Annotated in this window: 20 protein-coding genes and 1 CRISPR repeat array; of the genes, 13 read left to right on the top strand and 7 right to left on the bottom strand. The window is 35.2% G+C overall.

The genetic code is table 11. The features are described 5' to 3' along the window. The first annotated feature begins 3 nt into the window (after nt 1-3). The 7 genes from cas4 (at nt 4) to IKK64_03905 (ending at nt 7,895) form a co-directional block, all read left to right on the top strand. Nucleotides 4-573 carry a type V CRISPR-associated protein Cas4 gene (gene cas4 / locus IKK64_03935; GenBank protein MBR4119211.1) on the top strand — a complete coding sequence of 190 codons (570 nt, stop codon included), beginning with the start codon at nt 4-6 and terminating at the stop codon, nt 571-573. Further along, nucleotides 560-1,540, top strand: a complete 981-nt coding sequence (gene cas1 / locus IKK64_03930) for a type V CRISPR-associated endonuclease Cas1 (GenBank protein MBR4119210.1) — start codon at nt 560-562, stop codon at nt 1,538-1,540. Before cas4 ends, cas1 begins: the two co-directional genes overlap by 14 nt. Next, nucleotides 1,537-1,806, top strand: coding sequence for a CRISPR-associated endonuclease Cas2 (cas2, locus tag IKK64_03925; protein MBR4119209.1), 270 nt, complete (start codon nt 1,537-1,539; stop codon nt 1,804-1,806). Before cas1 ends, cas2 begins: the two co-directional genes overlap by 4 nt. A gap of 173 nt (nt 1,807-1,979) precedes the next feature. Next, nucleotides 1,980-3,823: a CRISPR direct-repeat array (repeat unit 36 nt; unit sequence GTCTATTAAGACATAATAATTTCTACTATTGTAGAT). Nucleotides 3,824-3,947: 124 nt separating this feature from the next. Beyond that, on the top strand, nt 3,948-4,520 hold the full coding sequence (gene xpt, locus IKK64_03920; GenBank protein ID MBR4119208.1) for a xanthine phosphoribosyltransferase: 573 nt from the start codon (nt 3,948-3,950) through the stop codon (nt 4,518-4,520). Nucleotides 4,521-4,528: 8 nt separating this feature from the next. Next, nucleotides 4,529-5,875 carry a purine permease gene (locus tag IKK64_03915; protein MBR4119207.1) on the top strand — a complete coding sequence of 449 codons (1,347 nt, stop codon included), beginning with the start codon at nt 4,529-4,531 and terminating at the stop codon, nt 5,873-5,875. A 276-nt stretch (nt 5,876-6,151) separates the two neighbouring features. Continuing rightward, on the top strand, nt 6,152-7,387 hold the full coding sequence (locus tag IKK64_03910) for a M23 family metallopeptidase (protein ID MBR4119206.1): 1,236 nt from the start codon (nt 6,152-6,154) through the stop codon (nt 7,385-7,387). Between the two features lie 7 nt (nt 7,388-7,394). Then, nucleotides 7,395-7,895, top strand: coding sequence for a DUF805 domain-containing protein (locus IKK64_03905; GenBank protein MBR4119205.1), 501 nt, complete (start codon nt 7,395-7,397; stop codon nt 7,893-7,895). Nucleotides 7,896-8,396: 501 nt separating this feature from the next. Here IKK64_03905 and rplT read toward each other — a convergent pair. From rplT to IKK64_03885, 4 genes are all read right to left on the bottom strand, one after another. Then, the gene (rplT, locus tag IKK64_03900; GenBank protein ID MBR4119204.1) at nt 8,397-8,747 is read right to left on the bottom strand and encodes a 50S ribosomal protein L20; all 351 of its coding nucleotides are present in this window, start codon (nt 8,745-8,747) and stop codon (nt 8,397-8,399) included. 108 nt (nt 8,748-8,855) lie between these two features. Then, nucleotides 8,856-9,053, bottom strand: coding sequence for a 50S ribosomal protein L35 (gene rpmI, locus IKK64_03895; GenBank protein ID MBR4119203.1), 198 nt, complete (start codon nt 9,051-9,053; stop codon nt 8,856-8,858). Between the two features lie 48 nt (nt 9,054-9,101). After that, nucleotides 9,102-9,677 carry a translation initiation factor IF-3 gene (infC, locus tag IKK64_03890; protein ID MBR4119202.1) on the bottom strand — a complete coding sequence of 192 codons (576 nt, stop codon included), beginning with the start codon at nt 9,675-9,677 and terminating at the stop codon, nt 9,102-9,104. Nucleotides 9,678-9,818: 141 nt separating this feature from the next. Continuing rightward, entirely contained in the window at nt 9,819-11,879 is a 2,061-nt protein-coding gene (locus IKK64_03885; protein ID MBR4119201.1) for a tetratricopeptide repeat protein, read from the bottom strand. A 144-nt stretch (nt 11,880-12,023) separates the two neighbouring features. On the opposite strand from IKK64_03885, the gene IKK64_03880 reads away from it, so the two are divergent. Continuing rightward, on the top strand, nt 12,024-12,656 hold the full coding sequence (locus tag IKK64_03880; protein ID MBR4119200.1) for a cytidylate kinase-like family protein: 633 nt from the start codon (nt 12,024-12,026) through the stop codon (nt 12,654-12,656). A 152-nt stretch (nt 12,657-12,808) separates the two neighbouring features. On the opposite strand, the gene IKK64_03875 is transcribed toward IKK64_03880, so the two are convergent. From IKK64_03875 to IKK64_03865, 3 genes are all read right to left on the bottom strand, one after another. Further along, nucleotides 12,809-13,981 (bottom strand): acyltransferase, encoded by a 1,173-nt coding sequence (locus IKK64_03875; GenBank protein MBR4119199.1) that lies wholly within the window; start codon nt 13,979-13,981, stop codon nt 12,809-12,811. Between the two features lie 71 nt (nt 13,982-14,052). After that, nucleotides 14,053-14,616, bottom strand: coding sequence for a Crp/Fnr family transcriptional regulator (locus IKK64_03870; protein ID MBR4119198.1), 564 nt, complete (start codon nt 14,614-14,616; stop codon nt 14,053-14,055). A gap of 13 nt (nt 14,617-14,629) precedes the next feature. Next, nucleotides 14,630-16,606, bottom strand: a complete 1,977-nt coding sequence (locus IKK64_03865) for an oligopeptide transporter, OPT family (GenBank protein ID MBR4119197.1) — start codon at nt 16,604-16,606, stop codon at nt 14,630-14,632. 250 nt (nt 16,607-16,856) lie between these two features. On the opposite strand from IKK64_03865, the gene IKK64_03860 reads away from it, so the two are divergent. From IKK64_03860 to IKK64_03840, 5 genes are all read left to right on the top strand, one after another. Beyond that, nucleotides 16,857-17,525, top strand: coding sequence for a DUF2461 domain-containing protein (locus IKK64_03860; GenBank protein MBR4119196.1), 669 nt, complete (start codon nt 16,857-16,859; stop codon nt 17,523-17,525). 56 nt (nt 17,526-17,581) lie between these two features. Next, on the top strand, nt 17,582-19,459 hold the full coding sequence (locus IKK64_03855) for a bifunctional (p)ppGpp synthetase/guanosine-3',5'-bis(diphosphate) 3'-pyrophosphohydrolase (GenBank protein ID MBR4119195.1): 1,878 nt from the start codon (nt 17,582-17,584) through the stop codon (nt 19,457-19,459). A gap of 212 nt (nt 19,460-19,671) precedes the next feature. Further along, entirely contained in the window at nt 19,672-21,150 is a 1,479-nt protein-coding gene (locus IKK64_03850; protein MBR4119194.1) for an alpha-L-fucosidase, read from the top strand. Nucleotides 21,151-21,171: 21 nt separating this feature from the next. Beyond that, nucleotides 21,172-24,741, top strand: a complete 3,570-nt coding sequence (locus IKK64_03845) for an InlB B-repeat-containing protein (protein ID MBR4119193.1) — start codon at nt 21,172-21,174, stop codon at nt 24,739-24,741. Nucleotides 24,742-24,988: 247 nt separating this feature from the next. Then, complete coding sequence (locus IKK64_03840) at nt 24,989-26,296, top strand: alpha-L-fucosidase (protein MBR4119192.1); 1,308 nt, start codon at nt 24,989-24,991, stop codon at nt 26,294-26,296. The last annotated feature ends 36 nt before the right edge of the window (nt 26,297-26,332 follow it).

Raw genomic sequence — 26,332 nt, 5'->3', positions numbered from 1 at the left:
CAAATGAATAACTATATATCAATATCAATGTTAAATGACTTTATCTTTTGTCCGTATTCCATATATCTACATTCTGTATATATGGATACGAATGAAGATATATACAAAGCAACACCTCAAATATCTGGAAGTAATGCTCATAATGCTACTAATAATAAGACTTCTTCTACTCGGAAAGATGATATAATGTCACTTCCTGTTATATCTGAGGAATTAGGTTTAACTGGGATAATAGATATTTACAAAGGTGATAGACACTTACTAATTGAACGAAAAAACAATTTAAAACGGATATTCAGAGGTCAATTATATCAATTATGGGCAGAATATTATTGCATGATTGAAATGGGATATAGAGTTGATTCAATTGCATTTTACGAAATAAGTACAAATAAAATGATATATCAACCTTTACCAAATAATAATGATAAACTAGAGTTAATATCTTTTATTGAGAAATTTCGTTCATACTTACCATGCACAACTAAATTTACTATAAATTCAAACAAGTGTCAGCATTGTATATATTCAAATCTTTGCGACAAAACTATAGAAGATAATGTTTACTCATAAAGATATAGAGGTTAGAACAATTTTTGTTATTAATTGCATTGAAAGTGAACGCAGATTAAGGGTTTGCAATGGAGAACTAATGTTAGAGGAGATTAACGAAGAAAAACATAAGACTCTCACAAAATTTCCATTTCAAAAGATTCTTGCAATATTCATAATTGGACATATATCTATTACAACACCACTTATTGACAAATGTAAAAAATATGGTGTTGCATTAGTTGTTATGAAGAGTAACTTACGACCTATTTTTGTATGGTCAAATTCTGCAGAAGCGAATTATTTATTAAGGAAGAAACAATTTGAATATCCGACAAACAATATTGACATTGCAAAACATATTGTTTGTAATAAAATTATCAATCAGCGTATAAACCTAATTAAAACACGAAAAAAAGATAATCTAACAACTGAAGCAATTTCTCAGTGTGATGCAGCAATTAATTCAATTGATGATATAGATATCTACGAAAAACTAATGGGTTTAGAAGGTATTATCTCAAAATGCTATTTTTCTGCATATTTCCAATCTCTAAATTGGCAAGGAAGACATCCCCGAATAAAAAGTGATATAATCAACCTAACATTAGATATTGGCTATACTATTTTGTTTAATTATATGGAATGTTTTCTAAGAATGTTCGGTTTTGATTTATATGTAGGTATATATCATCGTCTATGGTTTAAAAGGAAATCATTAATTTGCGATTTGATTGAACCATTTAGATGCATTATTGACCACACAATTTTATTAGCTTTCAATAGAGGACAATTTAAGGAAAGGGATTTTATTAAAAATAAACACATATACCAATTACATCATGAGAAATGTCCTGAATATTATCGTGTTTTTTATAATGAGCTTATTAAATACAAAACCAATTTCTTCAAATATATACAACAATATTATAGATGTTTTATGGGATGTAAATCCGTACAACACTATCCTACTTTTAAGTTAAAATGATTATAATAAGTTACGATATTGCTGATGACAAAATACGTACAAGATTCTCTAAAATGCTGACTAAGCAAGGAGCTGTTCGTTTGCAATACTCAGTGTATGAAATGAACAATACTAAACGCCTAATTAATAACCTTAAATTAAAAATAGAGGCTTATGCAAAACATTTCTCAATAGATGATAGTGTTGTAATATTTGATGTTTACGATAATGCTATAACAAAATATGGCAATGCTATTCATCGTGATAAAGATATTGTTTTTTTATAGATTTTAATTTAAACACAAACCTAAGTAGAAATTTTTTATTGGTAGAATAATTCCACACTGGCTTTCAATACTTTAAGTATATAAGCACTAAAAGGGGAGGTAATTACAGGATATTATTTTAAATTGTAACTTGTTAATATAAAGTATTATATGTATATTTGTAAAAGTTTAGTGTCTATTAAGACATAATAATTTCTACTATTGTAGATGCGGGAGAAGCAAGTTTGAACTTAATAGTCTATTAAGACATAATAATTTCTACTATTGTAGATTTTAAATCTGGTAATTGTGGTTGTATTTGTCTATTAAGACATAATAATTTCTACTATTGTAGATAATTAATAGTTAAACTACTTGATAAATTGTCTATTAAGACATAATAATTTCTACTATTGTAGATTTAAGCAGTTTAACAGTTAATTTAAATTCGTCTATTAAGACATAATAATTTCTACTATTGTAGATAAAAAATCATAATTATCAAGAAAATACTGATAGTCTATTAAGACATAATAATTTCTACTATTGTAGATTATGCGAGCCGAATACAGATGCTTATGAGTCTATTAAGACATAATAATTTCTACTATTGTAGATAAACGACCTGTAACCTTGGAAGCGTTCAAGTCTATTAAGACATAATAATTTCTACTATTGTAGATAACCTCATTTTCTGTTAAATTCAATGTTGTCTATTAAGACATAATAATTTCTACTATTGTAGATGATAGCGGTTTGATAGATTTTGATAAAGGTCTATTAAGACATAATAATTTCTACTATTGTAGATTGGCAAGACTATGGTACAGGTAGAGAAGTGTCTATTAAGACATAATAATTTCTACTATTGTAGATTCAAAATCACGTTTAATATAATACTCAGTCTATTAAGACATAATAATTTCTACTATTGTAGATATATTATTAGAAAACTACTATAATTCTAAGTCTATTAAGACATAATAATTTCTACTATTGTAGATGTAGTTAGTAAAAACATACCCATCAAGAGTCTATTAAGACATAATAATTTCTACTATTGTAGATTAATACATAATTATAAATGTTAAAATTGGCAGTCTATTAAGACATAATAATTTCTACTATTGTAGATTATACATAATTGTCTGCACCACCTTCATAAGTCTATTAAGACATAATAATTTCTACTATTGTAGATTAGATATAAAGATAGGACACAATGTTAGTCTATTAAGACATAATAATTTCTACTATTGTAGATTCGCCAAAACATACAATCATCAACTTATGTGTCTATTAAGACATAATAATTTCTACTATTGTAGATAAGGACTACGACAAGGCAACATTATATACGGTCTATTAAGACATAATAATTTCTACTATTGTAGATTGTTCTAGAGGTAAATAACTTGCGGGAAGTCTATTAAGACATAATAATTTCTACTATTGTAGATCATAGAATACGAAGAGGAACTTTAAAGAAGTCTATTAAGACATAATAATTTCTACTATTGTAGATATTTTCTTTTGGCTCAGGACGAAGCATGTCTATTAAGACATAATAATTTCTACTATTGTAGATGGTGGCTTCGGAGGTGGCAACTGGTTACGTCTATTAAGACATAATAATTTCTACTATTGTAGATAAATAACAGAGGGTCAATCCCTCAATTGGTCTATTAAGACATAATAATTTCTACTATTGTAGATCGTAAGGGTATTCGTGAGGACCATGAAGTCTATTAAGACATTATAATTTCTACTATTGTAGATATGCAGGATACAATTCTTGACGAATTTCGGTCTATTAAGACATAATAATTTCTACTATTGTAGATTCAACATCACTCATATTGTCGTAGCCATGTCTATTAAGACATATAATTTCTACTATTGTAGATACATAAATAACAATGGAAAACAACAACCCTGTCTATTAAGACATAATAATTTCTACTATTGTAGATCGTTTTATCGCAAACGCAAAAAATTATTCGTCTATTAAGACATAATAATTTCTACTATTGTAGATATCATACCATTGCCAACAATCAAGAGAAGACTATTAGGATATTTCTTGCTGTAATATATTATAAAAAATCACTAAAAAATCGTAACTTTGCAGTTCTTGAAATAGATTAATCACATTTAGCAAAATGAAAGCATTAAAAGAAAGGATAGTGAAGGATGGGCTTTGCCTACCAGGTGGAATCTTGAAAGTGGATAATTTTATTAATCATCAGATGGATCCTATTCTAATGAAGTCTATGGCTGTTGAATTTGTTCGCCGTTTTGCAAGTACTAAAATCAATAAAATTCTTACGGTTGAGGCCAGCGGTATTGCTCCCGCTATAATGGTTGGGTATTTGTTGGAACTTCCGGTTGTTTTTGCAAAGAAACGCAAACCTTCTACTATGGAGAATATGCTGGTTACAGAGGTATTCTCGTTCACCAAAAATAAAAATTATACTATTTGTGTTAGTAAAGATTATTTACAACCTGGCGACAAAGTTTTATTTATTGATGACTTTCTTGCAAATGGTAATGCAGGCAAAGGTATGATTGACCTTGTAAATCAGGCGGGTGCTGAATTGGTTGGTATGGGATTCCTTATTGAAAAGGATTTTCAGAAAGGTGGTGAGATACTACGTAAAACTGGCATCCATGTGGAGTCGTTGGCTATTATTGAAAGTTTGGATAATTGTGAAATTAAATTTAAAGAGATTTAATATCTGTTATGGATGGGAAACAGTCTGATGCTTCTTCAAGCAATGCTCCTAATGGTCTAATTTATGGACTTGAGGATCGTCCTCCTATATACGATACTTTTTTTGCTGCGTTACAGCACCTATTGGCTATATTTGTTGCTATAATCACTCCTCCTCTTATTATTGCCGGGGCGTTGAATATTGATTTGGAGACTACTGGTTTTTTGGTTTCTATGTCATTGTTTGTATCGGGTATTGCTACGTTTATTCAATGTAGAAGAGTGGGTGGTATTGGTTGTGGACTTTTATGTGTTCAAGGTACAAGTTTCTCTTTTATAGGTCCTATTATTACTGCAGGTCTTACTGGAGGGCTTCCTGCTATTTTTGGTGCTACTATTGCTGGCTCTGTTATTGAGATTTTGGTTAGCAGGGTTCTTAAATATATGCGCCGTATAATTACGCCATTGGTTTCAGGTATTGTTGTAACGTTGATTGGTTTGAGCCTAATTAAGGTTGGTATTACTGCTTGTGGTGGTGGTGAGGCGGCAAAGGTTGCTGGTACATTTGGTGCATGGGAACATGTGGGATTGTCGGCTCTTGTTCTTGTTATAATAATATTTTTTAACCGCAGTAGCAACCACTATCTTAGAATGAGTTCTATTGTTATTGGATTGGTTGTGGGATATGTTGTGTCGTGGGCTTTGGGTATTGTGAATTTTTCGGCTATTCAAGATTTTGGTTCTATTAATATTCCTGTTCCTTTCCGCTATGGTGTAACATTTGATTTTTCTGCTATTATTTCGTTGGGGTTGGTTTATTTGATAACTGCTATTGAGGCTTACGGCGATATTACTGCAAATTCGCTTATATCGGGGCAGCCTGTTGAGGGTGAAAAGTTTATGAAGCGTGCTTCGGGGGGTATTTTGGCTGATGGTGTTAACTCTATGATAGCTGGTATTTTCAATTCTTTTCCCAACTCAATTTTTGCTCAAAACAATGGTATGATTCAACTTACTGGTGTTGCCAGCAGATATGTGGGGTATTTTATTGCAGGTATGTTAATAATTTTAGGATTATTCCCCGGCATTGGTTTAATATTTTCATTGATGCCTGAGCCTGTTTTGGGTGGTGCTACTTTACTTATGTTTGGTACTGTTGCTGCGGCTGGTATCCGTATCATTGCTTCGCAAAACATCAATCGTAAGGCTACATTGGTTATTGCTATCAGTTTTAGTTTTGGTCTTAGTGTTGAATTAGTTCCCGAGATTTTATCTCAATTGCCTGAGACTATCCGCAATATATTCTCTTCTGGTATTACTACTGGAGGGTTAGTTGCTATTTTAACAAACGCTTTGATTCATATAAAGGAGGATTAATTTAAGATAGTATATATATTATCTTTATTGTTTAGTATAGTATGGGGTATAATTATGTGTTATACCTCATTTTTTATTGTTTGCAAATATTTTTTATGCCCGTAATATGGGGGAGGATATATATTTTTATGTGTTTTATTATTTTCTTGACTGTATGTATTATTTTTACTCTTTTAGTTCTCTTTAATTATATCTCCACCCCTACTCTTTATTAAACTTATTTTTATTAAATTTGTGGAGTTGAAAATTGTTTTATTGTTTTTGATTTAATTACGTATGAGATATTATAGTTTTATTGTTGCTTTATTGTTCTTGGTTGTGGGATTTGCTTCGTGCAACAAAGGGGGTGATGAGCAAGTGTCGGATGTTCCTGTTAAGGAGAAGGTTATTAAGCATGGTTTGCCTATTGAGGACTTTATTGTTGTGTGCGATACTTTACGCCAGAACGAGACCTTGACTGATATGCTTATGCGATTGGGATTTTCGGCGAGCGACGTGTATAAGATGACTCAATGTCCTGACTCGGTTTTTAATGCTCGTAAGTTGCGTCCTGGTGAGGTTTGTTCGTTGCTTTGCGATAGGGATTCGTTGGTTACTCCTCGATATTTGGTTTATGAGGAGAATATTAGGGACTACGTGGTGTTTGACCTTATGAATAATTTTAGTGCTACTCGCAAATGTAATCCTTCGGAGTGGATTGAGGGTGAGGTGGCTGGTGTGGTTAACTCGTCATTGTGGGTTTCGTTGGAGGAGAATGGCACTTCGCCTTTATTGGCAGTGGAGATGTCGCATATCTTTGGGTGGTCGGTCGATTTCTTTGGTATTCAGAATGGTGACGAGTACCGTCTGATTTATGAGGGTGAGTTTGTTGGGGATGCTCCTATGAATAATTTCAGGATTTTGGCGGCTTCGTTTAAGACTGCTGATACTACTATTTATGCTATTCCTTTTGTACAGGATAATGAGGAGTTGTTCTATAATGTTGACGGTAATAGTTTGGAGGGTGCTTTCTTGAAGGCTCCGCTTGACTACTATCGTATCTCTTCACGTTTTACTAATAGACGATTTCATCCTGTTCTGAAACGTTACAGGGCACACCATGGTGTTGATTATGCTGCTCCTAAAGGAACTCCTGTTTATGCTATTGGTAGTGGTAAGGTTATTGCTAAGGCTTACCAGAAAGGTGGTGGGGGTAATTATGTGAAAATTAGACATAATAGTGTGTATGTTACTACTTATATGCACCTTTCGGGTTTTGCTAAAGGTCTTAAGGTTGGCGACTATGTTAAACAGAAACAGGTGATTGGTTATGTGGGCTCTACCGGTGTTTCTACTGGTCCTCACCTCGATTTTAGGGTTCATGAGAATGGTAAGCCTATTAATCCTTTGACTATTAAGTCGCAACCTAAAAAGCCTATCAGCAAGGCTAACAAGGATGCGTTTAATGTTGTTGCTGATTCGCTCGTTTCTCGCCTTAAAGCGATTAGTGTTGACTCTTTAAATATTGATTAATATAATTATGGTTAAACCTACTCTTAGTTTCAGTGAGGCTCTTAATGCTTCTACCAGTAAGATTTTTGATTGTAAAGGGCGTTCAAGACGTTCGGAATTTTGGTGGTCGTACTTGGCTGCTTTTGTGCTGTCGGCTGTTCTGCCATTTTTGAGTCCTTTACTTATGCTTGCTACTATCCCGCTTACTATTCGCCGACTTCACGATACTGGTCGCAGTGGTTGGTGGTGGGGCGTTGGTGCCTTACTTGATGCGGGTATTTTTATTTTATTTTGTAGTTTGTGGGGTGTTATTTTTTATAATTATGTTTCTGTATGTGATAATGATATAGCTACAAATAATTTTGTAACCGATGAATTGAAATTTTCAATTTTCGTTATGATTTATACGGCTGTTACCTATATTTATCATATTGTTCTTATTGTTTTCTGCTGTCAGGATAGCGAGTTTTTTGAGAATAAATATGGACCTTCGCCAAAGTATGGTGAGGAGGGATTAGGGGATTTGTAATTAGGAATTTTGCAGTTAAGCAAATACAATAGCAAATTTATTTGAGTATTGTTGAGCGTGAGCAAAATCAAGAAATACAGGTTTCTTAATTAGGAATGAGAATGTCTATGTGGCTAAGATTTACGGACGTGGCAGGCCTCGTCCCTACTTTTCTTAGATACTCTTTTCGGCGGACATGGATTGCTTTTGATACTCTTTGCGGACGTGGCAGGCCTCGTCCCTACTTTTCTTAGATACTCTTTTCTGCGGACATGGATTGCTTTTGGTACTCTTTGCGGACGTGGCAGGCCTCGTCCCTACTTTTCTTAGATACTCTTTTCTGCGGACATGGATTGCTTTTGGTACTCTTTACGGACGTAGCAGACCACGTCCCTACTGCTTTTGATTGGTTATTTAGGATTATTAGGATAACTAAGGCAACTAACAACTGATAGCTGAAACTATACAAAAAAAACTCCTAACCGAAGTTAGGAGTTTTTATTTGTTCTACGCTTTAAATTATTATGCGTTTTTTACTTTGTCAACAATTGCTTTGAAAGCTGCGGGATTGTTCAATGCTAAGTCTGCTAATACTTTGCGGTTGATTTCGATACCTGCTTTGTGTATTGCTCCCATTAGTTTTGAGTAAGACATTCCTTCAAGGCGTGCTGCAGCGTTGATACGTTGTATCCACAATGAACGGAAGTTTCCTTTTTTGTCTTTACGGTCGCGGTAAGCATAGGTAAGACCTTTTTCCCATGTATTTTTTGCTACTGTCCAAACGTTTTTACGTGCTCCGAAATAACCTCTGGTCAATTTCAAAATTTTCTTTCTTTTTGCTCTTGATGCTACATGATTTACTGAACGTGGCATAATTTTCTACTGTTTTTTGAATGTTAGCGTTATCACCTGTTTCGATAATCTTTGTGCTAATACATTCGGTTAATAATTTGGATTTCTCCGTTTAATTAATTGTTTTTGTTAAGAGATACAAAGTAACTTTTTGATGTTCTTCTCATCAGCTTTTGCAACTGTTGTGAAGTGTGTTAGGTTACGTTTTTGCTTTTTAGTCTTCTTTGTTAAGATGTGACTTTTGAAAGCGTGTTTTCTCTTGATCTTTCCTGATCCGGTAAGGGCAAACCTCTTTTTGGCACCGGAATTAGTTTTAGTCTTTGGCATTGTTTTGTTTTTTAGTTATTTATTAATTTTCTGCCTTGTGGCATTTTTTTATTTCTTTTTTGGACTGAGCATAATTATCATTCTCTTTCCTTCGAGACGTGGCATCTGCTCTAGTTTTCCATACTCTTCAAGGTCGTTTACAAAACGAAGTAGTAATACTTCTCCTTGCTCCTTAAATAGGATTGAACGTCCTTTAAAGAATACATACGCTTTTACTTTTGCTCCTTCTTTTAGGAACTCCATTGCGTGTTTTAGTTTAAAGTTGTAATCGTGATCATCGGTTTGTGGTCCGAATCTGATCTCTTTTATTTCAACTTTTGCTGCTTTCGCTTTTTGCTCTTTTGCACGTTTCTTTTGTTGGTAGAGGAATTTTTGGAAGTCTATTACTCTACATACCGGTGGTGCTGCATTGGGCGAAATTTCAACCAAATCGAGTTCTTGCTCTTCGGCAATTGCTCTTGCATCGTAAATTGAATAAACACCTTGTTCTACGTTATCGCCAACTAATCGGACTTCTTTGGCTGTTATCTTTTCGTTTATACGATATGCGTCTTTTAACTCGTCCTTCTTTTGTGGACGTCCTTTGATAGGTTTTGGGTTGTTTGTTTGTCGGTTATTATCCATTCACAATTTATTGGTTTAACATAATTTTTTACTCTTTCGTAAAATCGGGGACAAAGGTAGTAATTTTTTTGTGATTAACAATAGTTTTTTGTAAGTTTTTTACTACTCTTTTATGGTTTATTTATTTTTGAGTATATATAGTTAATTCTCTGATATTAACTTTATGACATTATAGGCCGGAACCATTCCTAATTCGCCTGCTTTGCTTAGGTCTGTGATGGCTTTGTCATTCTGCCCTACATAGGTATATACCAAGGCTCTGTTGAAATAGGCTTCGGCAAAGTCTGGGTTTAGTTGTATGGCTTTTGTGTAGTCTTCTAATGCTCCTGTAAAGTCTTTTTGTTCACATCGTATGTTTGCTCTGTTATAGTATGAGTATGGGAATGTGGGATCAATGGCTATTACTTTGTCGTAATCGCGTAATACCATCTCGTACTCTAATGTTATGGCTTTGTTGTTTAACGTGGGTGCAGAGAGCATATTGTCGCCTATGTGCGCGCCTGGCATTGTTTGTAGTGTGCTTGATGATAGCATGTATTCGATGCGTTTGTATCGTACTACTGCTCGCAGGAAGTAGGCAAATATGAAATCGCTACTTGCCGAGGTTATGCGTGTCAGGTCTTCTATTGCTCCATTAAAGTCTTGTATTAACATAAAGTCTATTGCTCGCGACATATATGGTACGGCATTGTTTGGGTTTATGTCGATAAGTTTTGTGTTATCGGCAATGGATGCAAAATGTCGTGCTATCTTTAGGGAGTCTAAACTTGACTCATGATTTGTTAGTTTTAGTTGTCGTGGTAGTATTCTTGCTCGGTTTAGTTCATCGAGCTCTCTATAATATTTTTTTGGAAGATTTAACTGCGAGGGTTGTTCGTAATATGTCAGTGTGAATTGAGGTTCTATTTTTAGTTTGTATTTGTTGTCTTGTACTCTTCCGCGTATGTTGCTTTGGTATCCAGTTTTTATTGTGGTGTCATCGGATACTAATAGTCGGTTGAATTTGTTTATATTTTTGTCTGATTCGCGTCTGACCTTTTCGGTTTCTTGCAGGGTTGTATCGGCTTGTGTGGCATTGTTTTTTGCCTCCTCTTCTAACTGCATCGCCTTGTCAAAGTCTTTTTTTCCGCCTTTTATATCTCCAAGTTTTCGAAGTGCTTCGGAACGTGCAAAATATACTGGAGCATAGTTGGGATACTCTTCTATTACCACGGTATAGTCTTTTACTGCTTTGCGATACATTGATAGACGGTCGTACAACATTGCGCGGTTGTATACTGCAAATATGTCGTTGGGACGTACTTTTAGCAGGCTTGTGAAGTCTTCTATTGCATCGTTATACTCTCCTACTTGCATTCTTAACAGTCCTCTGTTATAGAGTGCCAATGTGTTTGATGGTTCTTTTTCTACTACATGATTGTAGTCTGCCATTGAGCCTCGTAAATCGTTTATGTGGTATCGCATCACTGCTCGATTTATGTAGTATGACAGAATTGCAGGATCTATCTTTATGGCTTTATCCATATCTGCAATTGACGCCTCTTTGTCTTTTCCGATCATAAATGAAAGCATTGCTCGTTGTGCATAGGCATAGGAGGTGTATTTGTCGATTTCGAGTGCTCGCTCTACATCGGCTAATGCTCCAAGTGTATCGGCATTTTGTACGCGATATTGGCTTCTGCTCATATAGGCGTTATAATAGTTGGGATGCAACTCTATGAGTTTGGCATAGGTGCTGTCGGCTTGTGTGTATTGCTTCTCTTCAGCTTGTGCTATGGCTTTGTTCAAGAGGAAGGTTTTGTCTTCGGGCATATACTCCAATGCTTTGTTGTAGTCTTCTATTGCTCCTTGGTTGTTGCCTAAATTTTGTCGGGCTACTCCTCTTACATGGTATGCTCCTATTATAAAGGGGTTGTAATCGATACATATTGAGCAATCTTCTTCGGCTCCTTTGTAATCTTCGAGACTTAATTTTGCTGCTCCTCGCAAGAAATATGGCTCTGCCATATAGGGCTTTACCTTAATTACTTGATTGAAGTATTGTATGGCTAATATGTAATCTTCGAAATAGAGTGCATTGCGACCGATGTTCATTACTCGGTCGGTATTGAGTTGTGCTGTTACGGGCAGTGTAATTGTGAGCATTATGATTATTATAATGCTTTTTACAACTCTAACTATTTTGTTTCTGTTTTTATTCATATTCAATTTGCGAAGATAACTTATTTTTTTTGCTTTTTAAGAATGGTTTTGAATTTTATTTCTTATTTTAGCGGTTGATTATAACATTGTTTTTTTCTTTGACTGCAATGTTGTGATTTAGTTTAGTTTTTTATTCTCTTTTTTATGGCTGAGAAGTTTATTATTACAATAGGTCGCCAGTTTGGTAGTGGCGGCAGAGTTATTGGCAAGGAGCTTGCTAAACGTTTAGGTTTTGAATATTACGACAAGGAACTTATGAATGAGGCTGCTAAGGTTAGCGGTCTGGATTGTAGTTGTTTTGAACAGGCTGATGAGAAGGAGCTGTTTTCTATTCCCAATATTTTGACAAGCAACTGGTTTTCGTTTGGTTTGGGCGACAATGGTAATAGTTCTATGTCGAGCGAACATATCTTCAAATGCCAATCGGATGTTATCCAGATGATTGGCGAGAAGGGTAATTGTGTTATTGTGGGCAGGTGTGCCGACTACGTTCTTAGAGATTTCCCTAACTGTATCAATATTTTCTTACATGCTCCGTTGGAGGCAAGGGTTGAACGTGTTATGTCGCGTGACAAGATTAGCGAACGTGAGGCTACCGCTATTGTTAAGCGTCATGACAAACAGAGAGCGGCATATTATAATTTCTTTACCGATAAGACTTGGGGAGATGGCAAATCGTATCATCTTTCTATTGACTCTTCGCTGTTGGGTATTCCCGAGACTTGCGATATTATTTGTAGTTTTTTAAATAAGTTCAAAAGTAAATTACTAAAATAATTCAGTGAGATTTGGATAACTAATTGGGCAAATTATTCATATTATATAAAAATAGAGTTGCACTTCAAATCATGCAACTCTATTTTATTTGGGCATCGGTTGTGAAACTAAGATGACAAAAATATCTAAGATACTGATAAACGAATGACAACCTACTTTTTCATTAGTTTTGATGATAACCAACGGCGAACTGGTTCATCGTACAGTTTTAGGACTGCATACGCTAATACTATGCTTGAGAGTACCACTATTAATGGCATTACCCATGTTTGTTGCAATGAGTAGTACTCTTCTTTTATTAACCACTTATAGAATACATACATTATGGGATAGTGTACTATGTAGAGTGGATATGATATATCGCCAAGGAATTTGTTTATTTTGCCTGTGTAGTTATCGGTTGTTCCTCCACACGCTCCCATCCATACTATGAAGGGAAATATGAATGCTATACATAATACTTCGTATAGCGCGTTAAGGCTGACAAGTTCAGGTTTTAGTTCGATAAATGGTAGTGCAAATATTACTACTAACAGTATGCTACAAATCCAAAATGCTCCTCTTATTTTACGTGGACGGAACGTGCGTGCAAGTAACATTCCAACCGTAAAAGGGAATAACATTCTTAGTAGTCCGCCCCAGAAGTTTATGGCATCTATTGTCCACCCTACTCCTACGCAGTTATATTGTGATATGTCAAACACATAAAACCATGCATGCAAAACACCTAACACCACTACTAATAATGTTAGTAGTTTTGTTGATAAACGGCGAATGATGAGCGCATATAGTATATTGCCTATATACTCAAAGAATAGCGACCAAGAGGGCCCGTTGAGTGGGAACATTTCGCCGTTTCCTCTAACCTCGTACGATGCTCCCGGTACGGCTGGTATCATAAACATTGTTAGGAGCATTGCTAACATTACCCAACCTATTGGAGTTGTCTCGCCTGTCCATGTTTTAAATCCTTCACAAGCAAAGGCAACTACTCCTATTATTGCTCCCATTACAATCATTGGGTGCAGACGTATTAAACGTCGTTTAAAGAATCCGCCTAAGGTCATCTTATTCCAGCGGTCGTCGTATGCATAACTGATTACAAATCCTGATAGAATGAAAAAGAAATCGACCGCTATATGCCCATGATTGAGCGTGCGGATTATTCCGTCTCCTGCTCCGTTCACTCCTTCGGCAAAGGCAAAGCCTTCAAATATATGATATATTAGAACCATTATGGCTGCTACTCCGCGTAAGCCATCGAGTAGTTCGTAATGAGGTTTGGTATCAGCAAAGTTTTGTGATGCCACTACTTTTGTTTGCATAGTTTTGTTTGTTTTGGTTTAAACCGCAAAATTAATAGTGTTATATGAGAATAAATTTGATATAAATCAAATTATTTTCTTGCTCTCAATCGGCTGAGTGTAGATAGTGTTATTCCCAAATATGAGGCTACATATGTTAGGTTTGTACGCTCTATTACATTAGGGAATTGCTTAATAAACGACTCATATCGTTCTTTGGCAGGTAATGTTAATCTATCTTTATGGCTGCGATGCAGACGGCGATATTCGTTTTGGTGTATTATTCGCGACCATATACACAACTCCATATTTGTATTCCATAGGTGCATTAGGTCTGTTAATGAGATACGATATGCTTCACACTCTTCGAGCGTTTCTACATACTCCTCACTTCGCTTTCCGTAATAGAGTTCATCCATACTGAATACTATTGAGCCTTCAAAAGAGAATGATGTGGTTATCTCATCGCCTTCAACCATCCAATATGAACGTGTCATACCCTTTTCTATAAAGTAGGCATAGTGCGTAAATACTCCAGCCTCTACTAATTTGTGTCTTTTAGGGAAGTGGCATTTTACAACTTTTGCCTCCAACTCCGATATTGTTTTATCGGAGAGGGGGCAAAGTTTTTTTATATTTTCTATTACTTTATTCATTTATATTGATAGCTTATGCTTCCTCTTTTTTTGCACGCATACTATCCCAAATAAGGTATCCAATTAGTGCTATATATACTACTAATCCTATGATTTGTGCAAGTGTATCGCCAACAGGTGTTGTGTACTCAAATCCTCCAAATTTCATTGCAGCACTTATTACTCCCATTAATGCTCCTCCTGCTATAAATCCTGATGCAAGCAGTGTTCCTCTTTCTTGTCGTGCTTTGTTTAGTTCGCTATCCTTTGAACGTGTGCTTACAAACCAACTTATTAATCCTCCTACTACAAGTGGAGTGTTCAACTCTAAAGGAATGAACATTCCTAACGCAAATGCCAACGCTGGTACTTTAAGGAATGTCAATAATAGTGCTATTGCTGCTCCTATTCCATAAAGCAACCATGGCGCTCCTTGCCCCGACATCATTGGCTCAATTACGGCTTTCATTGCATTTGCCTGAGGTGCAACTAATGCTCCTTCGCCTGTCCATCCGTATGTTTTATCTAATATCATTATTACGCCACCTACTGTTACAGCCGAAACAAGTGTTCCAAGGAATTTCCAACTCTCTTGCTTTCGTGGTGTTGAGCCTAACCAATATCCTATTTTAAGGTCAGTTACAAATCCTCCTGCAGTTGATAGTGCGGTACATACTACTCCTCCAATTATCAAGGCAGCCAACATTCCTTTTTCGCCATTAAGACCAACGGCAACCAATATTACTGATGATATTACAAGTGTCATCAAAGTCATTCCTGATACTGGGTTTGTTCCTACAATGGCTATTGCATTTGCGGCTACTGTTGTAAATAGGAATGCTATTACCGCTACCACTATAAAGGCTATTATTGCTTGAAGTGGATTGCTTATTATTCCAAAATAGAAGAACAATAACATTGCTATAAGAGTAATTATTGCTGATATTACAATGAACTTCATTGACAGGTCACGGTCGGTACGTTTTACAGCAACTGCAACTTGTGTTGTTTTTCCTTTTAATTCACGACCTGCCAATGACACTGCACCTTTGATCACTCCCCACGATTTTATAATTCCAATTAATCCTGCCATTGCTATACCTCCGATACCAATGTATCGTGCATAGTTTGAGAATAACTCCTCTGGCGACATTGCGCCTAAAGGTTTAATCGCTTCGGCTACTCCTGTTGATAGCATTACATCTCCAAACAGCCATCCCATTCCAGGTATCAAGATAAACCATACAAATATTGAACCTGCACAGATTATTGTACAGTATTTTAGTCCTACTATGTAACCTAATCCTAATACTGCTGCTCCTGTATTTATTTTAAATACGGCTTTTGCTTTATCTGCTATAACCTCACCAAAAGGCAGTACTCGAGTTGTCAAAACTTCGCTCCACCATCCAAATGTTGATAATATAAAGTCATACAATCCTCCTATTAATCCCGCTATTATAAGAGGTTTTGCTTGGTTCCCTTTCTTTTGTCCTGAGATTAATATTTGTGTTGTTGCTGTTGCTTCGGGGAAAGGATATTTTCCGTGCATATCAGAAACAAAGTATTTTCTAAATGGAATTAAGAATAGTATTCCTAAAATTCCTCCTAATAGTGAACTTAAGAATATTTGCATAAAAGAGGCATCCAAATCGAGCATATAGAGTGCTGGTAATGTAAATATTGCTCCTGCTACTACATTTCCTGAGCATGCTCCAATTGATTGAATTAGGACATTCTCGCCTAAAGCATTTTTACGTTTTGTCGCTTTTGATAATCCTACGGCAATTATGGCAATGGGTATTGCTGCTTCAAATACTTGTCCTACTTTTAATCCAAGATATGCAGCCGCTGCTGAAAAGAGTATTGCCATTAAAATTCCCCACGTTACTGACCATGGAGTAACTTCTCTGTAATTTTTGTCAGGCGACATTACAGGTTTATACTCTTCGCCTTTGTTTAACTCCCTAAACGCGTTTTCAGGGAGAGAATCTTTTAATTGTTCTTCCATATTGTGTTTTTCTATTAACTGAAATTATCTATCAATTAAGTGCTTTTATTAAATTCCGTGCGAAGTTACTATAAGATAATCAATTTTCAAAAAAATATGTTGTGTTGGTAATAATTTTAAAAAAAATTTTTATTTATCTTTACTGCACATTTTGTAAAATGGGTTAATGTTTTTTGTTTTATAACAGCACTAACATTATACTCTTATTTACTTGATTGATTTTCGGTCAGTTATATATAAACGCAAGAGAATGAATAATGATACTTTTAAATTTTTATCTGAATTGTCTATTAACAATAATCGTGAATGGTTTGCTCTAAACAAGCACCGATTTGTTAATATTAAAACTGAATTTGAGAATGATATAAGAGTTCTTCTGTCAAATATGAGTGCGTTTGATGATGAATTAAAAGGCTTGTCGGTGGAACGTTGCGTTTATAGAATATATAGAGACATGAGATTCTCTTTTGACAAGACTCCATACAAAACAAACTTTGGTGCTTTTATGACAAAGTTTGGGAAAAAACTTGATAGAGCAGGATACTATCTGCATATTGAACCTGGCAAATCTATGATATGTGCAGGTTTATGGTTTCCTTCTTCTGCTCTTTTGAAGGCCGAGAGACGTGCCATTTACGATAATATAGAGGAATTTAGAGATATTATTAATGATAAAAATTTTATTGAATGTTTTGGCGGTTTGAATTTTGAGAACTCTTTAAAAAAACTTCCTTTGGGTTTTGATAAGAGTTTTGAATATCCTGAGTTACTTAAACTTAAAGATTTTGGAGTGGTAAAATATATGCCAGATAAATTCTTTTTTGAAAAAGATTGGATTGATAAGGTATGTAAGTATTTTAGTTACACCAAACCTCTAAACGATTTCTTAAATTTTATAATTGACGAAGAGCAATATTAATACAAAATAGGAATATAACAATTATATATATGGAATGTTACGAGAAATATAGAGATATGGTAAGGAATCAAAGAGATACATTCTTTGCCAATGCTGCTAAACGTTTTTCAGAGGAAGAGATGAGCCTTATTCGCAAAGGTTTTGCATTTGCTGAGATGGCCCATATTAACCAAAAAAGAAAAGCAGGAGACCCATACATTACTCACCCTCTGGCTGTTGCTTCAATTGTTTGTGATGAGTTGAAATTGGGTGTTAATCCTATTATTGCAGCCCTACTACACGATGTAGTTGAGGATACCAACCATACTATTGAGGAGATTAAAGCAGGGTTTGGCAGTGATATTGCCTTTTTGGTTGACGTACTTACCAAAAAGAAGAGGGATAAGTATGAGACTTCGAAACAGGTTGATAATTTTCAACAGATGTTAAACTCAATACATTACGATATTCGTGCATTGTTGATTAAACTTTCTGACCGCTTGCATAATATGCGTACGCTTAAATCAATGAAACCTGAAAAACAGATTAAGATTGCTGGTGAAACCGACTACTTTTATGCTCCACTTGCAAATCGTCTTGGTTTGTATAAGGTTAAATCGGAGTTGGAGAATTTAAGTCTTCAATATCGTTCGCCTCATGAATATGAAGATATAAAGAAACAGATAGACAACTATGCTGAGGCTCATGCTTCTGCTGCCAGAAAATGGATTAGAAAGATTGAAGAGAGACTTGAAGAGAACGGCATTAAAGCTCAAATAGACTGCGATAAACGTACCGTTTATTCTATATGGAGTAAAATGCACTCAAAAAATATATCTTTTAAAGAGGTTGAACATATTAGGGTTATTAATATCACTTTTGAAAATTGGGAAGAGTTAGGTCTTACAGAAAAGCGTTTGGCTTTGAGAATATACTCTATACTTACCGACCTTTATATTGAAAAACCTGGTAGTTTAAATAACTATATTGACACTCCTAAAGAAAATGGCTACCATAGCCTCCACTGCAAACTTATGGGAAACGAAGGCAGATGGATGGAGGTGCATATTCAATCGACCAGTATGCGTGAGAGATCGTATTATGGATGTCTTGTTGAACGAGAAACTGGTGTTGAGGGATGGATTGCAAAATTCCGCGATATTCTTAAAGATATTTCGTTCCATGGCAAAGAGAGCGGTTTTAGTATTGAGAGCGTTATCAGAACTTTCTACAATGATGATATTGTTGTTTTCTCTCCAAATGGTACTCAATTTATTTTACCAAGTGGTGCAAGTGCATTAGACTTTGCTTATGAAATTCACTCTAACATTGGAGAGCATGCTCAATATGCTATAATTAATGATAAATTAAAATCGATATTTACTAAACTTCAACATGGTGACAGAGTAAGAATTGGTTCAGAAACAAGTCACCATCCAAAAGAGTTTTGGTTAGACCACGTTGTAACCTACAAGGCTATACAATATATCAAACAATACTTGAGAAGAGAAAAAGCAAAAAAAGGAGAAGTGGGTACACAATATATTTTATGTCCTAATTGTGAGCCTCTACCCGGAGATGAGGTTATTGGATTCAGACATGATGATAATACTGTTACTATTCATAAATGTAACTGTCCTACTGCCATTTCGGTTGCCGCACAACAAGGCGATATTATTGAGAATGTCAGTTTATATCCATCTGAAAAGACATATCCTGTTACTATATTTATTAAAGCGGTAAATAGGGATGGCTTCTTACTGGATTTGATTACAGAAATATCGCAAAAAAACCTGTTAAGCATTGAAAGTATAAAAAGTACTACCGAAGATGATATTATTGATTGTATCATTGTTTTCTATGTTCACTCTATTAACGAACTTAAAGACGTTGAAGAGGATATAAGAGGTATGAAAAATATTTATGAGGTAAGACATATTACTCATGCTATTTAAATATCTGTTGTTGGCTAATTATTAGATGATTTCAAAAAAATACTTAAAGTATTGTGAATAAAATTAAAGGTTGTTTTTTGTATTTTATTTTTTGTTATATTTATCGTCAGAGCGTGAATATGAGATAAATAAAGATACTTTTGACTAACAAATAACTGTTTTTTACGGTTTTTTTATGCTTATTAAATAATATTATCTAAATAAATGTAATTATGAACTTTAAGAGATTATTTTTACTTCTTCTTGTTGCATTTACAACAGGAAGTGCGTTTGCTCAACAGACAACGCTATGTGATATCTCTTCGGACGTAAATGAACCCTTACCAGTGTTCCCTGTTCCGACAGAGACTCAATTAAAATGGCATGACATGGAATTTTACGCCTTTATGCACTTTGGTATTAACACCTTTACTGGTAGAGAATGGGGATATGGAGATGAAAGTATTAATACTTTCAGTCCTACTTCTGCCATAAACGTGGAACAGTGGGTAACTGAAATTAAGAACATAGGCTGTAAGGGTATTATCCTAACATGTAAACATCACGATGGTTTCTGTACTTGGTTTACTAACACAACAAACCACTCAACTAAAAACAACACCACTACAAACGGAAATGTAGATATACCTAAAATGCTTTCGGAAGAGTGTGCAAAACAGGGTCTAAAATTTGGAGCATATATCTCTCCTTGGGATAGAAATCATGCAGAATATGGTCGTGCTGGATATGTTGAGGCTTTCCATGAACAAATTCGTGAAATTTGTACAAACTACGGAGATATATTTGAGATGTGGTTTGATGGTGCAAATGGTGGAGACGGATACTATGGAGGTGCAAGAGAGAGTCGCAGTATAGATGCTGCTACATATTACGACTTTCCTAACGCTTTTAAAATGATTAAAGATCTTCAACCCGATTGTGCTATATGGGGTTGGGATCAAGACTGCCACTGGATTGGAAATGAAGAAGGTTGGGCTGGTGAAACCTCTTGGAGTTTATATGATAACGGATATAATGGCGATGGTAGTGGTAATGAATATGGAGAAGAAAACGGATGGCGTTGGCTACCTGGTGAGGCTGATGCTAAAAATGGACCTGGATGGTTCTGGACATTCTCTGACAGCCAACTTAAATCGGCTCAAGAACTATTTACCATCTATATGCATACAGTGGGTAGAAATGCAAATCTTATTCTAAACTTTCCTCCAAATAAATCAGGAAGTCTATCTGATCAAACAGTAAGTATAATGCATCAGTTCAAGACTCTTATTGATAACGCTTTTGGCACTGACCTTGCTTTAAATAAAACCGCTACAGCATCAGCAGAAAGAAGTAGTTCTGTTTCTGGTAAATTTGCGGCTTCTAATGTTACCGACAACAATCCTGAAACATATTGGGCTCTTGAAGATGGAGAGAAAACAGGACATATTGACATTGATCTTGGTTCATCAAAACAGGTAAAATATATTCGTTTAGGTGAATATATTAGAAAAGGTCAACGTGTAAAAGGGTTTGAAGTTTATACTTGGAATGGTTCAAGTTGGGCTAAACAATCTACAACTGAAGAGACAACTACAATAGGTCATAAGAGAATTATAACATTATCTTCTCCTATTACTACTCAAAAAGTTAGAATTAAAATCACTGATAGTAAGGAGTGTCCTCTTATCAGCAGAATCTCAATATATTAATAACGAAACAACATAACAAATATGAAAAAGTTTAAATATTATATAGTTGTCCTATTTTTAGGGATGTTTGCCTCAGTGGCAAATGCTCAAATAGTGTTGTCTTCGTTTGAGGACGGCTCAAGTTCGGGAATAGAGTTTGTTGATACTTGGGAAGATTCTCCTTTTAATGATGGTAGATGTTCAAATACCCCAATGGTTATTGATAACCCCTATTTAGATGATATGAACTCTTCAGAAAAGGTTTTACATGTAATAAGGCCCTATTATGCAGGAGATAGGAATGGTGTTGAAATTAAATTGGAACGTCCATTTAATTTAACAACTCAAACTCAATATGTACACATTTTTATTCACAAACCAGTTGCAAGTAGAATACTTTTGAGAGGGAAAAATACTGGCTCAGAAGTTATGCAATTTGAGAAACTTTCTCAATCAGAATCTCGTGCAAATGCATGGAGTGATGCTGTATTTGCTATTAAAGGAAGTAATTTAGAGATTGACCGTTTGGTTTTATATCCTGATTGCGAAAGTGCATTGGGTAGAATCAATGGAGATTTAGATATTTATATTGATGATATTGTTATTAGCAACTCTCCAGATCCTCGCTCGGTTACTGATTACTGCAAAGTAAATGGAACGAAAACTACATCAAGATATATATCGACAGTTTCTACTACTGGTGCATCAATGAATATCAATGCCGAATTTGATGGTGTTCCCGAAAATATATACACAAAATATAACTCTCAAGCAATTGTTGCTGAAGCAGGTTCTCCATTTACATTGAATATTGTTCAAAAATCTTCTTCAAGATCAAATAAAGTTTGGGCTTTAGATGTTTATGTTGATTTCAATGCTGATAAAGAGTTTGTATCGGATGGCGAATATTTAGGTCGTTTGGAGGGAACCGTAAATGGTAAAACTATTGAATATTCAAAAGAGATTACCGTTCCTGCAGGAACTAATGTTTCGTCTTGTGCTATAAGAATCAAGGCTAACAATCCTGATGATGCTCCTGCTGAACCTGAATTTGCAAGTTGCGATGATGTTACCGATGGTATGGTATTGAATATTCCTATGGAAATTTCGCAATATGTTGAAAGACCTATTATTACGATATCAGGTAGCGATGGTCAAAGCGGATGGGGAGCTATTAGATTTAAAGGTATTGAAGGCACTGAAGTTAAAGTTAATAATGGTACTAAAGTTACAGCTTTGGCTTCTCCTAATAATGGTTATGAGTTTGATGGTTGGTATAGCAAAGAGACCGGTGGTATTTTAAGCGAAAGCGAGGAATTTACATTCTCCGCAGAATTCAGCATAGGTTTGATTGCTAAATTTAAAGAACTTGTATTCTGCGAGCCAACCGGAACAACTCCTGATGCCTGGTTCAGTTCTATTTCAATTACTCCTCAAGGAGGAACAAGTTTAAATTACTTTACCGAGGCTAATGACCCAGGAGCAAACTTCTATCGTTACTCTATTTTAGGTGGTATTAATACTAAACGCCTAACTTCTTTCAATTTAAGTGCGATAAAAGAGGCTAATGCAAACTTTAGCAACAAAAATATTGCTGCCTGGGCCGATTGGAATAACAACCACTCGTTCGAGACTGAAGAGTTTATTGGAGCTATTGAAGATAGTGAAAATATTTCTATTGCTGTTCCTGAAACAGCCGTTTCGGGTAATATATATGTAAGGGTTATTATAAGTGATAGTGCAATTACAGCTGATGATGCTTGTTCTGCTGTAGGTACAGGTATTGCTTATGACCTTATGATTACTGTTGCTCCAAATGACAACGAAAGATTCTCTGTTTCAGCTCTATCAAATGTAACTGGAGCTGCAACATTTACCTTATCTCCCGCCCCAGACGCAGATGGCAAATATGCTGCTGGTACAAATGTTGATATTACTTGTGTACCTGCAGGTGGTTATCAGTTTGTTCAATGGTATAAAGATGGTATTCCTTATGGTGCAACCATGACATCAAATAACCCATTACCTATTACAGGTCTTAATCAAGATCTTGAACTTACAATGAAGGTTGAGCCTAAATTCCCCGAATATTGTGAAGGCACCACTCCAAATAATGGAGATGGAGATCATTATGGTATTACAGAAGGTTATGTAATGGTGAATAGCGTTACAGCCTTTAACTTTACTAAATCAGCTTCTATAACTGACCTTTCGGAGTCGTGTATTGCTGACGTATGTCCTGGAGATACAATAAAGATTTTTGTTTCGGGTGCAATGCACACAACTTGGGCTCAAGGTATTGCCTATATTGACTGGAATATGGATGGTACTTGGAGCGAAGGAAGTGATGAAGCATACGAACTATTTAACAATCCAGGCTCTCAAGTTACTAATAAGCAAACCGATATTATTGTTCCTGAAAATGTTGGAACTGGTTGCTTTGGCATAAGAATTTGCTCAGGTGAGGCTCCTGCCCACAACTCATTAGGTGGTGGTCCTTGCAAAGCAAGAAAACGTGGTACATTATTTACTTTTAGAGTAAATTCTACTGCTCTTCCTGCAGCAGAGCCTAAACTTAATATTTCGAAAGGTGGTGGATGTTCTGTTATCATAACAGATACGGATGGAAATGAACTTGCAAATAAAGATATTATTGCAAGTGACGCTACTTTCTCAATAGTTGTTAGTATTGATGACGAGTACCTTCTTGACAATGTAAATGTGAATGGCTTTGATATTGTGATGGAAGAGAACGATGGTATTTATTATGGTTCATTTACCTCAAATAGTGCTGGGGCAAAAGTTGTTGTCTCTACTAATAAAAAAGAGTATTGCGAGCCGACAGAGACTTTGAGAAGAACTGACAGAACTGATGGAAGCAATGATAACAGGTACCTTACTGAGGTCTCTTTAAGAGGTTCAACTTATCCTGGTTCTTCTTCGATAAGTGTTAGTGGTTTATCTCAAGATCCCCATCGCATTATCTATGAGAACCACACAGACCAAGTTCTAAACTGCTACGCTGGTGATGTTCTTACCCCTACTCTCTCGTTTAATGGTTCATGGATGCACAAATATGTATATGTTGATTGGGACAGAAACTATGTTTTTAATGTAGGTAGTAGTGGTAATTGGGAGGAACTTGTTTCGTTCAACTACATTAATGGCGTTACAAGCAGTGGTGCAACTGGCTCAAACCAAGGTACAAGTGCTTTAGGTGCATTTACTGTTCCTGCTGACGCTGGAGGTTTGTATAGGATTCGTTATAAATTAGATTGGGATAGCACAGATCCTTGTGGCCGTTTTGATGATTCTAATAACATATTGGATAATGGTGGTGGTATTGTTGATTTTATGTTGAATGTTTACAACAATTCTACTTCTATTAAAGATACTGAGGGCTCTAATGTTACTGTATTTGGGACAGATAATAAAATAGTTGTTACAGGCATAGAGAATGGTATTGCATATATATATGCTCCAACTTCGGGCAAACTATTAAATTCGATTACGGTAATTGGAACAACATCTATTGATATTGAAAACGGTATATATATTGTAAAAGTTATTGAGGATGATTTCTCAACCGTAAATAAAGTTATTGTAAAATAGAGTTGATATACTATTACTGAAAATGGAGGTGAAGTAATTCATCTCCATTTTTTATATTTAAAGTAACATCAACGCTCGTCCCAACCAGTATCGGCAAGTATTAGAGGTGGACTATTCTTTTTTAAGTTATGCCAATATGAACCTGTTATAATGTGTACTTTCCACAAAAAATATTGGAATAAGTTTCTTATTTTTCGGTTGCTTATTAGTACCTTTGTGATAAGGTTAAATATATAAATCAGAAATAATGATTAAAAGATTTGTTTTTTTTATAGTTGCTATAATATCATTAAACATTACAGCCGAAGAGTTACCATACTCCCCTACTCCTGAGAATTTAGAACGCAGAAAAGAGTTTGCTGATGCTAAATTTGGAATTTTTATCCATTGGGGTATTTATAGTATGATGGGCGACGGAGAGTGGGTTATGACAAATCAGGATATTAAACATAAAAGATATTCGCAACTTGCCGCAGGTTTTTATCCCTCAAAATTTAATGCCAAAGAGTGGATTGATATTATAAAGGGGTCTGGAGCAAAATATTTATGCTTTACTTCGAGACACCATGATGGCTTTTCGATGTTTCACTCTGACTTTACCGATTACAATATTGTTGATGCAACGCCTTTTAAAAGGGATATTCTTAAAGAACTTGCAGAGGAGTGTAATAGACAAGGAATAAAACTTCATCTATATTACTCGCATATTGATTGGGGAAGAGATGATTTCCCTGTAGGAGGCACTGGTCAGAAAAGTGGTAGAGATAAATCAAAAGAGAATTGGAGTAGTTACTACTCTTTTATGAATAACCAATTAACTGAGTTATTGACTAACTATGGAGAAATTGGTGCTATTTGGTTTGATGGGGTATGGGATAAACCAGACTTTGATTGGCAATTAGAGGAGCAATACAGACTTATTCACTCAATTCAACCTCACTGTTTAATTGCTAATAATCATCATAAAGAGATTAAAGAGGGTGAAGATTTTCAGATTTTTGAACGCGATCTTCCTGGAGAAAATACTGCAGGTTATTCTGAAGGTCAACAAGTTAGCAAACTACCTTTAGAGTCGTGCCAGACTATGAACAATACCTGGGGGTATAATATTGTTGATGACAACTATAAATCAACTAAAGATATTATTCACTTCCTTTTAAGAAATGTTGGTATGGGTGCAAACCTATTACTTAATGTTGGTCCTGGTCCTGACGGAAGTTTTCCAGAAGAGGCTGCTTCTCGTTTAAAAGAGATTGGCGAATGGTTGGGCAAATATGGAGAATCGGTTTATGGTACAACAGCTGGAATAATTCCTCCTCAAGATTGGGGTGTTACTACTATGAAAAATAACACATTGTATATTCATATACTAAACTTAAACAGTAATTCATTACATTTGCAAATCAATGATTACAAAGCGAAAAATGCAGTTTCACTAATTAATGGAAAAGACATTAAGATAAAACATAATGAGAATGGCATAACCTTATACTTTGATGAAATTCCCACAGATATTGATCATATCATTAAGATTGATATGATACAAAAGTACTAAATTTGTAAATGGGATATAATCAAATCATATTATATA

It is taken from the genome of Bacteroidales bacterium, assembly GCA_017521245.1.
Taxonomy (GTDB): domain Bacteria; phylum Bacteroidota; class Bacteroidia; order Bacteroidales; family G3-4614; genus Caccoplasma_A.
Note: the sequence above shows the minus strand (reverse complement) of the source record. Positions and strands in the feature narration are given on the sequence as shown.